Genomic DNA, 14,021 nt, shown 5'->3' with positions numbered 1-14,021 from the left:
ACGGTGAATAAAATATCGGCGAACTCATCAGAAAATAGTTGCAATTATCCACTATCTGGCAAATCATGACCTTGGAAGACTACTCCTATGTCTCTCGTTCCGAGATCGTAATAGCTAACCTTATCAGAAAGGATAGCTTGGTATCGCTTTGCTTTTTTGAGGCTTTCGACTGTGCCAGAACGAAGAAAGACGCCACCCGTTTCGCTTGAGGACATCGATCTTGATGTGCTGGAAGATACGCTGAGCTTCTACATCCGCACGGTCAATATCGCAGTCTCGCGCGATCTGGATGAGCGCCTTGAGGGATACGATGTCGCCAAGGGGACCGGAAAGATCACTACCTTGCTCATGGTCGACAGTCATCCGGGAATTCGCCCGTCTGTGATCGCCCAACTCATTCTTAAGGATCGTTCCGCCATGGGCCGCCTTGTCGAGCAGATGGAAAGCCAGGGGCTTCTGACCCGCGAGACGTCGGTAGACGACAACCGCGCACAGGAACTTTACATCACCGAGAGAGGCGCAGAGCTGGCTGTCGAGGTGCGCGCCATCGTTACCCGGCAATCCAGGGACTTCTTCGACTTCGTGCCGGAGGGCGACCGGCAGCTGTTGATGGACATTCTGCGCAGAACCTACCGGCGGATCGCCGGCCTGTCCTGATCGTTGTTTTCGAAGGATCATGCCATGATGGCAGAGCGTGTAGCGTTGATATCGGGTGCCAATCGTGGCATCGGCGCGGCAGTCGCGGTTTTTCTGCATGAGCAGGGATGGCGCCTGTCGCTTGGCATGCGCACGCCGGCGCTGCCTGCCTGGGCCGATCCACGGCGCGTTCATGTTCACACCTACGATGCATTTGAAGAAACTGCCGAGCAGACCTGGGTCGATGCGGCAGTCGACCGTTTCGGCCGCATCGATGCTATCGTCGCCAATGCCGGGATCATGGTTCCGAAATCGGTCATAGAGGCCGATGAGGTGGACATCGACGCGATGCTTGCTGTCAATGTCAAGGCGCCGCGCCGGCTTGCCCGGGCTGCATGGCCGGCTCTCAGCAAAAGTGGCCGGGGCAGGGTTATCATTCTCGGTTCGTTGTCCGGCAAGCGCGTGAAGTCGGCCGGCGCCGGTTCGTATTCGATCTCCAAGTTTGCAGCTGTTGCCCTTGCCCACGGCATCCGCCATGCGGGCTTTGATCTTGGTATACGCGCTACCGCCGTCTGCCCGGGTTTCGTTGCGACAGACATGGCGCTCGGTATCACCGACCGCGCCGCCGAAACGATGACCGACCCGCGCGATCTTGCCCGGATCATATCCATGCTGCTGGACTTGCCAAACGAAGCCAGCGTCGCCGAATTCAACATCAATTGCCAGCTCGAGGAATCCTACTGAAATGCCCGGACCCTATGTCGTTCCCGTTCACGGCGATGCCGACCTGCCTGCCGAAGTCGATATCGTCGTCATCGGTGGCGGCATCATCGGCACATCAACAGCGCTCGAACTTGCCGAGCGCGGCCTGCGCGTTGCCCTTTGTGAAAAAGGTGGGATCGGTCACGAGCAGTCGAGCCGCAACTGGGGCTGGGTGCGTATTTCCAGGCGAGATCCGCGCGAAGTGCCGCTAATGGCGGAAGCCCTGCGGCTGTGGAGCAATCTCGACCAGAGGATCGGTCGTGCGACCGGCTACAAACGCGCCGGCATCCTGTTCACCTGCGCCAGCGATCAGGAGTTTGCCGATCACGAGCGCTGGAACCGTAACCTCGAAGGCTACCAGCTGGATTCCAGGATGCTGAGTGCCGGCGAGTTCCGTGCGATGTTCCCAAATGCGGATATGGACATCAAGGGTGCGCTCTACACCTCCGCGGACGGACGTGCCGAACCGCAGGTCGCAGCCCCCGCAGTTGCCGAAGCCGCCCGCGACAAGGGAGCGACGATCCTGACGGAATGCGCAGTGCGCGGCATCGAAACGTCCGGCGGCCGGATCTCGGGCGTTGTGACCGAGCGTGGCCCGATCGCCTGTTCGGCAGTGGTGCTCGCCGGCGGGGCCTGGTCCAGCCTGTTTTCCGGAAATTTCGGCATCGACCTGCCGCAGTTGAAGGTGATGAACTCGGTCCTGCGGACAAAACCGCTGGAAGGTGGGCCGGAGCAGGCAATCTGGTCGCAGGGTTTCGCCGTGCGCAAGCGCCAGGATGGCGGCTATACGATTGCCTCCGGACATGAGAACGTCGTCGATATCGTGCCGAAATCCTTCCGCTATGCCCGCGACTTCATGCCTGCTTTTGGAAAGGAATGGCGCTCGCTGAAATTCCGGCTGGGCGGGCGCTTCCTCGACGAGGCGCGTATCCCCAATCGCTGGTCCATGGATGAGGCAAGCCCGTTCGAATACAATCGCGTACTCGACCCGAAGCCCGCCAACAAACTGTCCGACCTGGCGCTTGCCAACCTCAAAAAGGCATTTCCGGTATTCGAAAAGGCAGAGATTGCCCAGCGTTGGGCGGGTTATATCGATGTGACGCCGGACGCCGTGCCGGTGATTTCAGCTGTCGATCAAATCCCCGGCTTCCATATCGCGACCGGTTTTTCCGGCCATGGCTTCGGCATCGGTCCTGCCGCAGGCAAGTTGATGGCCGACATCGTTACCAGCAGAACGCCAGTGGTCGACCCCACGGCTTTCCGCCTTTCCCGCTTTTCCGACGGCTCGAAAATCGAGCTGATCAGCGGTTTCTAATTCTGCCCGGGCAAAGAAGGCAGATGACATGACGTGCCGAAAAACAAAGTGGAACAGTGACTGAGCAACATCAAAGGGGAAAAGCCGATGTCTGACGAAACCAAGCATGCAGTCTTCAATCCGACGCGCCGCCAGGCGCTCACCATGATGGCTTTGGCCGGTGCATCCGGCTTGATCATGCCCGGCCTTCTCGGCCGCGACCAGGCCCTTGCAGCGACGCCGCCAGCAAAGCCGACAGGCCAGATGATCGTCGGCTTCTCACAGGAGCCGACCGTCTTCAATCCGCATATGCTGCATATCGAAGTCGACGAAGGTATCCATTTCAGCCTGTTCGACCCGCTTTTTGCCATCGACCCCAAAGGCAAGTTCACTCCGGCGCTGGCCGTCGAGGTTCCCAGCGTTGAAAATGGCGGCATCTCTGCCGATGGTCTTTCCTGGAAGGTCAAGCTGCGCGACGACGTCAAGTGGCATGACGGGTCGCCTTTCACTGCCGAAGACGTCAAGTTCACATTGGAACTGATGGTCGATCCAACCTTCCTCAGCTGGCGCAAGACCGGCCATGAACTGGTTCGGGACCTGACTGTCGTGTCGCCGACCGAAATTACCTGGAAGATGGAAAAACCGTTCGCCCCCTATCCCTCGATCCTCGCCTCGACCTTCATAGTGCCCAAGCACATCCTCGGCGCAGAGAAGGACAAAAACAACGCTCCGTTCAACCATGCGCCCATCGGCACCGGTCCGTTCAAGTGGGTGGAGCGGGTCCCAGGCGATCACATCACCCTTGAAGCCAATACCGGTTATTTCGGTGACGGCCCCTACCTCGAGCGCATCATCTACAAATACATTCCTGACCTGACGGTTCTCTACACCCAGTTCAAGACCGGCGATATCGATGTCGCGGGCCTGCAGTGGATCACGCCGGACCACTATGAAGAAGCCAAGGCGCTGGATGGCAAGACTGTGCTCGTCGTGCCGGGCTCGACAGTCGAATCCGTGACCTTCAACATGGAGAGGCCGCAGTTCAAGGATCTTGCGGTTCGACAGGCGCTCTATCATGCGCTGGACAAGACGACGATCATCGACACGCTCTATTATGGCCTGCCGACACCCACGGAAAGCTATATGCCGCAGCAATCCTTCTATGCCAATCCGGATCTGCCCAAGCATGAATACGATCCCGAAAAGGCCAAGAAGCTCCTGGACGATGCAGGCTGGGTGCCCGGCAGCGACGGCATCCGCGCTAAGGGTGGCGTCAAGCTTTCCTTCTCGAATTCGACCACGGCCGGCAATCATATCCGCGAACAGGTGCAGCAGTTCATGCAGCAGTCCTTCAAGGATCTCGGCATCGAAATGACCATCTCGAACCTGCCGCCCGCCGTGATGTGGGGCGAATACTGGTCGAATTCGAAGTTCGACAGCGTCGTCGTCGGCCTCGACTTCCTAACAGGCGCCGATCCCGATACGTCTGACTATTTCAAGTCGACATCCATTGTTGCCAAGGGCGGCTCTGGCCAGAACACCTGGCAGTATGCCAATCCCGAGGTGGACAAGCTGCTGACCGAGGGCGGCCAGACCTTTGTGCCGGAAGAGCGCAAGAAGATCTACCTTAAGATCCAGGACATCATACGCGCCGATCTGCCGTTACTGCCCATCTTCCAGTACGCCACAGTGCGCGGCTACAAGAAGGGTGCCGAAGGCATCGCCTACAATGTCAACGTCCGCATCGACAGCTGGAACCCCGGGAGCTGGTACTGGGCATCCTAACGCCGATCCCTTACCCGCCCTTTCCTTTTGCGGGAGGGGCGGGAGAGGCATTCGACGTCCGGGACTATGCGTCCCGCAATCATCGGAGAGACCGCGATGCTGCACTATCTTATGGGCCGTTTATGGCAGAGCCTGATCCTTCTGGTTCTGGTGTCGATGATCGGCTTCGCCGTCCTCAATCTTGCGCCTGGAGGGCCGTTGTCGCAATACGCGCTCACCCCCGGGATGACCAAGGAAACGCTCGACCGCATCTCCGAGCAGATGGGCCTGAACCGGCCGCTGCCGATCCAGTATCTCGATTGGCTCTGGCATCTTCTGCAGGGTGACTGGGGTCACTCCTATCGCGACAGCCAGCCGGTGCTCGGCATCATCACCGGGCATCTCTTTGCCACGCTGCTGCTGATGGGCTCATCGACCGTGTTGTCGATTGCCGTCGGGACCTGGGTCGGCATCAAGGGCGCGACCAAGCGCTATTCGATCTTCGATTATTCCGCCACCGTGGGTGCCATGGTCGCCCTGTCGATCCCGACGTTCTGGTTCGGACTTGTCGCGATCTATCTGTTTGCCCTTAAATTGCGGTGGCTGCCAGCGGGCAACATGTACACGATCGGCAACGGCTCGGTCAGTGACTATGCCATCCACCTGATCATGCCGACGGTGGTTCTGGCGCTCGTCAACGTCGCCGTCTGGAGCCGCTACATGCGCACCGCGACGCTTGACGTCATCCACCAGGACTTTGTTCGCACCGCAAAGGCCAAGGGGCTGTCGGAACGGCGGGTCCTGATGAAACACGTCATCGGCAATGCACTCCTGCCGATGATCACCCTGGCGGGGCTGCAGCTTCCGACCATTCTCGGCGGAGCGCTGGTGACCGAGACCGTCTTCACATGGCCTGGCATGGGGCGGCTGTTTCTGGATAGTCTCGGGTACAACGACTATCCGGTTGTCATGGGTCTCCTGATGTTTTCGGCGATACTCGTGCTGTTCGGTAGTCTGATCGCCGATCTCCTCGTTGCCTTCGTCGATCCGCGCATCCGGCTGAGTTAGGAAAAAGATCATGTCAGCAATCGCTTCCATACCCCGCTCCAGCAAATCCCATTGGTGGCAGAGCCGCACCTTCCGTCGGTTCGCGCGCCACAGGCTTGCCATGATCGGCCTGATCATGATCACGCTGCTGACGCTTGCCTGCGTCATCGGTCCCTATCTGCTGCCGTTCAACGAACTCTACATCGACCTTCGCGCCCGCTTTGCCCCACCGCTGACCGGCTACCATATCTTCGGAACCGATCCGCTTGGCCGCGATCTCGCTGCCCGCCTGTTCATGGCCGGACGCATTTCGCTGCTCGTCGGTTTTTTCGCCATGGTGCTCAGCACGATCTTCGGCACCGTCATCGGTGTCTGTGCCGGCTATTACGGCGGACGTATCGGTGCGGCGCTGATGCGGTTCGTCGATGCCTTCCTGTCGTTTCCCAGTATCTTCCTGCTTCTGGCGCTGGCGGCCTTCATCAAGCCCAGCCCGTTCATGATCACCGTTATCATTGCAGTCACAAGCTGGATGGAGATCGCCCGTATCGTCGAAGCCGAGGTGCGCTCGCTGCGCGAGCGAGATTTCGTGCTGGCTGCCCGGATGCTCGGCCTTTCCAACCGCTGGATCATGTTTCGCGAACTCCTGCCGAACGCCATCGGCCCGATCATCGTCGCCGCCACACTGACCGTCGCGCGCGCCATCCTGCTCGAAGCCTATGTCAGTTTCCTCGGTTACGGCATCCAGCCGCCGCTGCCGAGCTGGGGCAATATGCTGAACGGTGCGCAGCAATATCTCGACCGCGCCCCGTGGCTCGCGATCGTACCGGGCGTGGCGATCACACTGGCGGTAACAAGCTTCAACTTCATCGGAGACGGCCTGCGCGACGCACTTGACGCGCGCAGCGATGCAAACTGAAGGGCGCGATATGACCCGGTTTTCTCCGTTCAAGACGACCTTGTGGTACGAAACCGCAGCGCCTGCTGTCGAAACGAAAGAGCTGGAGGGCACGCTCAAAGCCGATGTCTGCATCGTTGGCGGGGGCTACACCGGGCTGACCACGGCGCTCGACCTTGTCAGCGACGGCATCAGCGTATTGCTTCTGGAGAGGGAAGAGATCGGCTTTGGAGGTTCTGGGCGCAACGCCGGCCATTGCACGCCGACGTTCACTCATTACAGCCTGCCGGAGTTGCGCCGGATGCTCGGCGAGCCTTGGGCAGAACGGCTGATCGCCAGGCAGACTCGCGCCAACGACCGCGTATCCGCCATGATCGAGCGCTACCAGATCCAGTGCGAATGGCAGCAGCACGGCTATGTCATGGGTGCCGCCTATCCCGGCATGATGAAGACAATCGAAGAGAAGGTGCGCACTTACAACGCCGTCGGCGCGAAAACCCGGGCCCTGGACAGGGACGAGGTGGCGACGATTACCGGTAGCCCGCGCTTTCACGGCGGCTGGCTGCATGAGGAGGCTGGGCACCTCAACCCTCTCGGTTATTCCCGCGGCCTTGCCCGAGCGGTCATCCAGGAGGGCGGAATTATTCATACGCAATCGCCGGTGACCGGTTGCGAGCGCGACGGAACCGCCTGGGCGATCCGCACGCCCAAGGGAAAAGTCGTTGCAGACAAGGTGATCTTCGCCACCGGGGCCTATACGGTTGGCGGATGGCCGAAGCTCGACCGGACCTTCAGGATCCAGAAGGTCTTTGTCGCGGCAACGCAGCCGCTATCGGAAGACGAGCGCCGCTCGATCCTGCCACGTAATACCACCGTCCACGATGGTCGCGGCGATATCTATGTCTACAAGTACAATGCCGAGGGGCGGATCGTCGCGTCGATGTTTCCGATGGGGCGGCGCGGCCGAGACATGGAGTATACCCGCAGGGTGATGAGCAACAGGTTGAAATGGCTGCACCCGCAAATCAGGCAGGAGATCCGATGGGAGTATTTCTGGTTCGGCGAGCTCGACATGCAGTACCGCACCGTGCCGCGTCTTTACGATCTGGCACCGGGCGTCGTTGCGCTGACCGGCCTTTCGGGTCGTGGCGTGCCGACCGGCAGCATGCTGGGCGGCATCCTGTCTGACTGGGCAAAAGGCGTTCCGCAGTCAGATCTTTCGCTCAAGCTAGAACCTCTGACAGCGGCACCTCTTTACATGAAATACGGACCGCCGCTTACCCTGCGATATTACCGTGTTGCCGACTGGATAAAGACGAAACTCGCAGGCGCCGCCTTACCGCCGCATGCCTGATCTGGCTCAACATCGCGTGGTCAAACGCACGGCGCCACGTCAAGCGTGCGCTTTCCTGCTGGCGAAGCTTACGGCAAGAACGGCGAAGATGAGCGTTCCTGTTCCGACCTGCTGCCAGTAGAAATTCAGGTCGCTGAGCAGCAGGCCGTTGGCAACGATGGCGAGCAGGAGGACGCCGAGAACTGTGCCGGGGATGTTCGGGCGGCCGCGTGGACTGAAGGTAGTGCCGATGAAGGTTGCGCCGATGGCGTTGAGCAGGAACGCATTTCCGGACGAGGGGATGTAGACGCTGACGGTCGCGGTCAGGATCAGCCCGGCTGCAGCAGCAATTGTCCCGACCAGGATGAAGACGAGGGCGACATGGGCGCGGATCGACAGGCCGGAATAGCGCACTACGCTGGGCTGGATGCCGGATGCCAGCAGCACGCGTCCGAACCGGCTGCGGGAAAGTATAATAGCTGCAGCCACGATGATGAGGAATGCGACGAACAGCGGGGTCGGCACGCCGGCGATCGTGCCATGGCCGATAAAGCGGAAGGAAGCGGGCACGCCGTTCGGGGGAAGATAGACCGGGTTACCGCCATTCGTGAGCATCTGCTGGATGCTGCGGCCGATGAACAGCGTTCCCAGCGTCGCCAGAAACGGCGATATGCCGATGCCGGAAATGAGCAGCGCGTTGAATGCGCCGACCAGCCCGCCGGCGACAAGCCCAGCAAGTGCGGCAATCGCCACTGGCTGGCCCGCCAGCACCACCGAGACGAAGGCAAAACTTGCCATGTCGACCGCCGTGCCGACGGATAGATCGATGCCGCCTGAGGCGACTGCGAAGGTCATGGCCACGGAGACGATAGCGAGCAGCGTGAAATTGTTGACGAGTACGCTCTGCAGGTTGGCGAAGGTCAGAAAGGTCGACGTCGTTAGGCTGAAAATGGCAAAGACGACGATCAGAGCCAGCACCAGTCCGTAGCGACCAAGGTTATGCAGGGTGCGGTGGGCTGATGCAGCGTCTGTAACTGGCAAGGGTGCGGTTAGGGACATCGATCAATTCTCCTGTCGACGCAGCAATGTGGTCGCGGACACGACGATCAGGATCAGCGCACCCTGGACGCCGCTGACAAGCGTGCTCGATATATTGAGCAGTTGAAAGCCGTTGACCAGGAACCCGACCAGCAGCGCCGAGAGCAGCGTTCCCGGGATGGTCGGCACGAGGCGACGGGAAAAGACGGATCCGAGCAGCGCAGTCACTACGACCGGAAGCAGCATCTCGCCAGCGCCCGTCGTGCTCCCGCTCAGATAGGAGACTGAAAGAATTCCAGCCAGGCCGCCGCAGACGCCGCTGGCGACAAATGCTCCCGCCACCAGCCGCTTGAGGGGTAAGCCTGCAGCGCGCGCCGCCTCGGCAAATTCACCGACGGCGTAAAGGCGTAATCCGAGGGGTGTAAATTGCACGATGCCGGTCACCAACAGTGTGAAGCCGAGCAGGACATAGGCGAGAACAGGGATGCTGAACGGGTCGGTGGCCGAGAGGAGAGAAAGAAACGGCGTCGATGCCGGCAGCACGGTGTTCTGCGTCAGTACCAGTTCCAGGCCCCCGACAACATTCATCACCGCCAGCGTTGCCAAAAGCGGCACGATACCCGCAAGGACGACCGCCGCTGCATTGACAGCACCGATCAACGCCCCGGTCGCGATGGCGGCCGCGATGGCCGTTGCATCGCCGAAACCGAACTGGATCAGGCTGGCATAGACTGCGGCGCTGAGACCCATATTGGCTGCCAGCGACAGGTCGATGCCACCCGTCACCACATTCGATCCGCCGGCAATGAGAACGAGGGTAAGCCCGATCGCCAGAACGCCCGATATGGCCGATTGGCCAAGCACATTGCCGATATTGCCGACGCTCAGAAAATAGGGAGCGGTCAGCGAAAAGATCACTAGGATTGCGGCAAAGGCCAGGAGCGAGCCGCCACGAAGGGCCGCAGTCGTGAAATTGCGACCGAGCCTCGGGCGAATGTCTTGCGCCGGTTCGAAATCGATACCCGCGTAGTGAGCGTCAGCCGACATGGCGCAGTTCCTCCTTCGAGCCGGTCGATTGGGCAAGCACCGCATCGGGCGTGGTCTCGCGCGACGCGAATTCGCGCACGATGCGGCCTCGGAAGAAGACGAGGATGCGGTCGGTTATCCCGACCAGTTCGGGCAAGTCCGAGGACAGCACGATAATGCCGGCGCCCCTTTCGGCGAGGTCGCCGATCAGCGTGTAGATCTCGACCTTGGAGCCGATATCGACGCCGACGGTCGGCTCGTCTAGGAGGTAGATTTCGGAATGCCGGCTCAGCCATTTGGCGATGGCGACCTTCTGCTGATTGCCGCCGGAAAGCGTCCGAACCAGCGCCTCCCGTCCTGCGGTCTTGATCTCGAGCCGGTGGATCAGCCGCTCCGTTTCGGATGCCTCCCGGCTCCGGTCGATCAGTCCAAACCGGGTGAAACGCGGCAAGGAGGCCAGACTGATGTTCTCGCCGACATCCAGATCGAGCGCCACTCCATTGATGCGGCGGTCCTCTGGCACCAAGGCTATTGCGCGGTCGGTGGCCTCAGACGGATCGGCAGGCTGTATCGTCTTGCCGAGGACCGCGATGGTGCCGGCGGTGGCGGTCTCAAGGCCGAACAGTGTGCGGACCAGCTCCTTCGCGCCAGAACCGAGCAGCCCCGTCAACCCGAGAACTTCTCCACGCCGGAGTGTGAAAGACACATCGGCATATTTGCCGGGTGATGTCAGATTTTCCAGCTGCAGCAGGTCCTCTCCGACAGTCACCGCTCGCTTTGGAAACATGTCTTCGATGTCACGCTCGATCATCAGCCGCGCAATCGCGTTGGCGGAGGTGCTCGCCATCGGTAGCGCGGCAACGGTACGGCCATTGCGCAAGACAGTGACATCGTCGCAGATAGCCTCGATTTCGTTGAGGTAGTGCGAGATATAGATGATTGTCACGCCTTCATCGCGGAGGCGGCGGATCAGCTGGAAAAGGATTTCCGCTTCCCGGTGCACGAGCGCGGCAGTGGGCTCGTCGAAAACGAGGATCTTAGGCTGGTTGAGCAATGCCCGGGTGATCTGGACGATCTGCTTTTCCGCAGTCGACAGTTCGCTGACCAAGGCGCCGGTGGGCAAGTTGATGCCAAAATAATCCTCGAGTATTGCGGCCGCGCGACGCTGCATGGCACGGCGATCCAGAAACGGCGTTCCAGCAATACGCGGCTCCCGCCCGAGGAAAAGCGCCTCGCCGACGGTAAAGGTCGGAACCAGCAGGCGGTCCTGGTGAATGAAGTGGATACCGAGCTCTTCCACCAGATGTGGCGTCAGCTTTTCGAATCTCTGGCCGTCGATGACGATGCTCCCGGCGTCCGGCTGGTGCAGTCCCGCCAGCAGCTTGATGAGCGTCGACTTGCCGGCCCCATTCTGGCCCACCAGGCCGTGAACGGTACCACGGCGAACCGCGAGCGACGCACCGGACAGCGCCTGTGCCCCACCGAAGTGCTTGTCGATACCTTCGAGGCGGATGATATCGCGATCCCCGGGCGGAGGTGTGGATGTAATCGTCATGGAACCCTCGCGCGGCGCGCAGCATCGGGAGCGATCTGCGGCCGGGCCGCAGACATTGATGACCCCGAGATCAGCCGATGCCGAGCTTCTTGGTGACTTCGTTGACATTGGCCTTATTGGCGAGCAGAGCCGGGACGTAGGTTTCGCGCGGCAGGGTCTGGCCGGCGAGCAGCTTTGCAACATTGTGGATGGCTGTGCGTCCTATCTCCGCCGGTTGCTGCGCGACATCGGCGCCGGCCGGCGAGTTCGGATCTGCGACGAGCTGCAGCACTTCCGGGCTGCCATCGACCCCGTAGGTCCTGATTTCCGTGCGGCCTGCAGCCGCCAAAGCCTGGGTGGCACCGAGTTGCGGGATATCCCATGCCGACCAGATTGCCTTGATCGATCCCTTTTCCGGAAACTTGTTGAGCAGCGCGGTGATCTGGGTGAAAGCATCCTGCACGGTATTGGGGATGACGTCGCGCAGTTCCGGCTGGAGGATTTTCACCTTCGGGAAATATTTAACGACATTGACCAGCTGGTCGTAGCGGATGGCGCAGGGCGTGACACCGTAAAAGCCGTTAAAGGCGACGATGTTTCCTTCACCGCCAATATCGGAAATCAGCTGCAGTGCCAGATCCTTGCCGATCCCCCAGTTGTCCGACGTCGTGTTGTTGAGCGAGTTGGTGGAGCCCACATCGATCGTCAGCACCGGTATGCCGGCATCGCGAGCCTTCTTCAGCCATGGATCGATGACGCTGAGCGTGCCGAGAATCTGGACGATCGCATCCGGCTTCTGGGCAATCAGGGTTTGCAGCTGCGACACAAGCTTGCCGTCGTTGCGACCGGCATCGACGGCGATCGGCTCGCCGCCAAGGCGCTTCACTTCGGCAATCTGGGCGTTATAGGCCTGAAGGTCGAAGAAGTGATCCGTGCCCGTAGCACTGATCGCGATGCGTTTGCCCTTCAGAGACAGTTCACCATCGGCGGCAGATGCGGGCGCCCGCCCGGCCAATGTTGCTCCCGCCACCGCAGCGCCAGCTATCGCCGACAGCTTCAACAGATCACGCCGGCCAATTCCACCCTTAGAACGCTCGTATTCCATGTCCCTCTCCTTTAATAAATAATGTCGATAGAATAAGTATTCTAACGATATAGACGAGGAACAGCTTTTCAAATTTCTGCGGAACCGGGCAATGTCCGCATCGAATTTCGCCCCGGTTTCAGCGTATTACGCTCATACCCGGACACGGTCCCAGCCGCTCGCCCGCAGTTGTTCGAAGTCGCGAACGAGATTGCGATATCCGGCCGCCGGATGGGGTGCTGTCAGTCGCGGTCCCCGGGCGCCGAGTTTCTCGCGCAACGTCCCGGCCTTGTATTCGGTTTTGTAGACCCCGCGCTTCTGTAACTCAGGCACCAGGAGGTCGACGGCATCCTCGAAGCTCTCCGGTGTGACGGCGTAGGCAAGGTTGAAGCCGTCGACATCGGTGTCCTCGACCCACTCCTGCAGGAGGTCGGCGACTGTCTGTGGCGAGCCGACAAACACCGGACCGAAGCCGCCGATGCCAACCCAATCGGCCATCTCGCGCACCGTCCAGACTTTGTCGGGATCGATGGTGGTAAAGGTTTCGACGGCCGATTGAACGGCATTGGTATAGCGATGCCGCAGCGGCTCGTCGGGGCCGAACTGGCTGAAGTCGATGCCGGTCCAGCCGGAGATCAGCGTTAGCGCACCCTCGTAGGAGACGTATTTGCGGTATTCGTCGAACTTCTTCTTCGCCTCGGCGTCGGTTTCGCCGAGGATGACAGTCTGCAGGTTGAAGGCGAGGATCTCGCGAGGATTGCGGCCGTTGCGCTCGGCCGCCTCCCGGACATTGGCGACGTAGCGCTTGAGCACCGGCTTCGATGGCGCAGCCACGAAGATGCATTCGGCGTGTGCCCCGGCAAAATCCTTGCCTCGGCTGGAGGCGCCTGCCTGGTAGAGTACTGGTGTGCGCTGTGGCGATGGCTCGCTGAGATGGATGCCGGGCACGGTGAAGTGCTTGCCGGCATGGCCGATCGGGTGGACCTTCTCGGGGTGGGTGAAAATCCCCGTCGTGCGGTCGCGGACGACGGCGTCGTCCTCCCAACTGCCCTCCCAGAGCTTGTAGCAGACTTCCAGATATTCCTCCGCCAGGTCGTATCGGTCGTCGTGCTTGGACTGGGCCTGCTGGCCGATGTTGAGTGCGCCGCTGTTCAGATAGGAGGTGACGATGTTCCAGCCGACGCGGCCCTTTGTCAGATGGTCGAGCGTCGAGATGCGGCGGGCGAAGGTGTACGGGTGCTCGAAGGACAGCGACGCCGTCAGGCCGAAGCCGAGATGCTCGGTGGCATGGGCCATGGTCGGAATCAGTTGCAGCGGATCGTTCACCGGCACCTGTGCGGAGTGGCGCAGCGCCGCATCGACATTGCCGTTCAGCACGTCGTAGACGCCGAGCACGTCGGCGATGAACAGTCCGTCGAACTTGCCGCGCTCCAGCGTCTTTGCCAGATGAACCCAGTAGTCGAGATCCTTGTATTTCCAAGACTGGTCGCGCGGATGGGTCCAAAGACCTGGCGACTGGTGGCCGACGCAGTTCATGTCGAAAGCATTCAGCCTGATTTCACGGCTCATGATATTGGTCCTTTCGCAGTAAAACGATGCTACCGCAGC

The 14,021-nt window shown here is 60.5% G+C and carries 12 protein-coding genes; 7 read left to right on the top strand and 5 right to left on the bottom strand.

Going from position 1 to position 14,021, the window contains the following annotated elements:
* Nucleotides 1–171 precede the first annotated feature (171 nt).
* The 7 genes from J5274_RS20000 to J5274_RS19970 all read left to right on the top strand — a co-directional run bounded on the left by J5274_RS20000 (nucleotide 172) and on the right by J5274_RS19970 (nucleotide 7,752).
* Entirely contained in the window at nucleotides 172–657 is a 486-nt protein-coding gene (locus tag J5274_RS20000) for a MarR family winged helix-turn-helix transcriptional regulator (RefSeq protein ID WP_142832293.1), read from the top strand.
* A 24-nt stretch (nucleotides 658–681) separates the two neighbouring features.
* Nucleotides 682–1,380 carry an SDR family NAD(P)-dependent oxidoreductase gene (locus J5274_RS19995; RefSeq protein WP_143123356.1) on the top strand — a complete coding sequence of 233 codons (699 nt, stop codon included), beginning with the start codon at nucleotides 682–684 and terminating at the stop codon, nucleotides 1,378–1,380.
* A 1-nt stretch (nucleotide 1,381) separates the two neighbouring features.
* Nucleotides 1,382–2,713, top strand: coding sequence for an FAD-binding oxidoreductase (locus tag J5274_RS19990; RefSeq protein ID WP_142832295.1), 1,332 nt, complete (start codon nucleotides 1,382–1,384; stop codon nucleotides 2,711–2,713).
* An 87-nt stretch (nucleotides 2,714–2,800) separates the two neighbouring features.
* Entirely contained in the window at nucleotides 2,801–4,477 is a 1,677-nt protein-coding gene (locus J5274_RS19985) for a peptide ABC transporter substrate-binding protein (RefSeq protein ID WP_142832296.1), read from the top strand.
* Between the two features lie 96 nt (nucleotides 4,478–4,573).
* Nucleotides 4,574–5,524 (top strand): ABC transporter permease, encoded by a 951-nt coding sequence (locus J5274_RS19980; RefSeq protein WP_142832297.1) that lies wholly within the window; start codon nucleotides 4,574–4,576, stop codon nucleotides 5,522–5,524.
* A gap of 10 nt (nucleotides 5,525–5,534) precedes the next feature.
* Nucleotides 5,535–6,419, top strand: coding sequence for an ABC transporter permease (locus J5274_RS19975; protein WP_142832298.1), 885 nt, complete (start codon nucleotides 5,535–5,537; stop codon nucleotides 6,417–6,419).
* Between the two features lie 10 nt (nucleotides 6,420–6,429).
* Nucleotides 6,430–7,752, top strand: a complete 1,323-nt coding sequence (locus tag J5274_RS19970; RefSeq protein ID WP_142832299.1) for an FAD-binding oxidoreductase — start codon at nucleotides 6,430–6,432, stop codon at nucleotides 7,750–7,752.
* 39 nt (nucleotides 7,753–7,791) lie between these two features.
* On the opposite strand, the gene J5274_RS19965 is transcribed toward J5274_RS19970, so the two are convergent.
* The 5 genes from J5274_RS19965 to J5274_RS19945 all read right to left on the bottom strand — a co-directional run bounded on the left by J5274_RS19965 (nucleotide 7,792) and on the right by J5274_RS19945 (nucleotide 13,982).
* Nucleotides 7,792–8,790 (bottom strand): ABC transporter permease, encoded by a 999-nt coding sequence (locus tag J5274_RS19965; protein ID WP_142832300.1) that lies wholly within the window; start codon nucleotides 8,788–8,790, stop codon nucleotides 7,792–7,794.
* A 3-nt stretch (nucleotides 8,791–8,793) separates the two neighbouring features.
* Complete coding sequence (locus J5274_RS19960; protein WP_142832301.1) at nucleotides 8,794–9,816, bottom strand: ABC transporter permease; 1,023 nt, start codon at nucleotides 9,814–9,816, stop codon at nucleotides 8,794–8,796.
* Nucleotides 9,806–11,350, bottom strand: a complete 1,545-nt coding sequence (locus J5274_RS19955; protein WP_143123359.1) for a sugar ABC transporter ATP-binding protein — start codon at nucleotides 11,348–11,350, stop codon at nucleotides 9,806–9,808. Before J5274_RS19955 ends, J5274_RS19960 begins: the two co-directional genes overlap by 11 nt.
* 70 nt (nucleotides 11,351–11,420) lie before the next feature.
* Nucleotides 11,421–12,434, bottom strand: coding sequence for a sugar ABC transporter substrate-binding protein (locus tag J5274_RS19950; RefSeq protein WP_219275546.1), 1,014 nt, complete (start codon nucleotides 12,432–12,434; stop codon nucleotides 11,421–11,423).
* 132 nt (nucleotides 12,435–12,566) lie between these two features.
* Entirely contained in the window at nucleotides 12,567–13,982 is a 1,416-nt protein-coding gene (locus J5274_RS19945; RefSeq protein WP_142832304.1) for an LLM class flavin-dependent oxidoreductase, read from the bottom strand.
* Between the last annotated feature and the right edge of the window lie 39 nt (nucleotides 13,983–14,021).

The organism is Rhizobium sp. L51/94, from assembly GCF_019355555.1.
Lineage (GTDB): Bacteria > Pseudomonadota > Alphaproteobacteria > Rhizobiales > Rhizobiaceae > Rhizobium > Rhizobium rhododendri.
The sequence above is the reverse complement of the archived record's forward strand: the minus strand, read 5'-3'. Positions and strand labels throughout refer to the sequence as shown.

Excerpts from the sequence above, each read along its gene's own strand:
- J5274_RS19975 (WP_142832298.1), top strand. The coding sequence starts at position 5,535 with ATGTCAGCAATCGCTTCCATACCCCGCTCCAGCAAATCCCATTGGTGG.
- J5274_RS19990 (WP_142832295.1), top strand. The coding sequence starts at position 1,382 with ATGCCCGGACCCTATGTCGTTCCCGTTCACGGCGATGCCGACCTGCCT.
- J5274_RS19955 (WP_143123359.1), bottom strand. The coding sequence starts at position 11,350 with ATGACGATTACATCCACACCTCCGCCCGGGGATCGCGATATCATCCGC.
- J5274_RS19980 (WP_142832297.1), top strand. The coding sequence starts at position 4,574 with ATGCTGCACTATCTTATGGGCCGTTTATGGCAGAGCCTGATCCTTCTG.
- J5274_RS19950 (WP_219275546.1), bottom strand. The coding sequence starts at position 12,434 with ATGGAATACGAGCGTTCTAAGGGTGGAATTGGCCGGCGTGATCTGTTG.
- J5274_RS19985 (WP_142832296.1), top strand. The coding sequence starts at position 2,801 with ATGTCTGACGAAACCAAGCATGCAGTCTTCAATCCGACGCGCCGCCAG.
- J5274_RS19945 (WP_142832304.1), bottom strand. The coding sequence starts at position 13,982 with ATGAGCCGTGAAATCAGGCTGAATGCTTTCGACATGAACTGCGTCGGC.
- J5274_RS19995 (WP_143123356.1), top strand. The coding sequence starts at position 682 with ATGATGGCAGAGCGTGTAGCGTTGATATCGGGTGCCAATCGTGGCATC.
- J5274_RS19965 (WP_142832300.1), bottom strand. The coding sequence starts at position 8,790 with ATGTCCCTAACCGCACCCTTGCCAGTTACAGACGCTGCATCAGCCCAC.
- J5274_RS19970 (WP_142832299.1), top strand. The coding sequence starts at position 6,430 with ATGACCCGGTTTTCTCCGTTCAAGACGACCTTGTGGTACGAAACCGCA.
- J5274_RS19960 (WP_142832301.1), bottom strand. The coding sequence starts at position 9,816 with ATGTCGGCTGACGCTCACTACGCGGGTATCGATTTCGAACCGGCGCAA.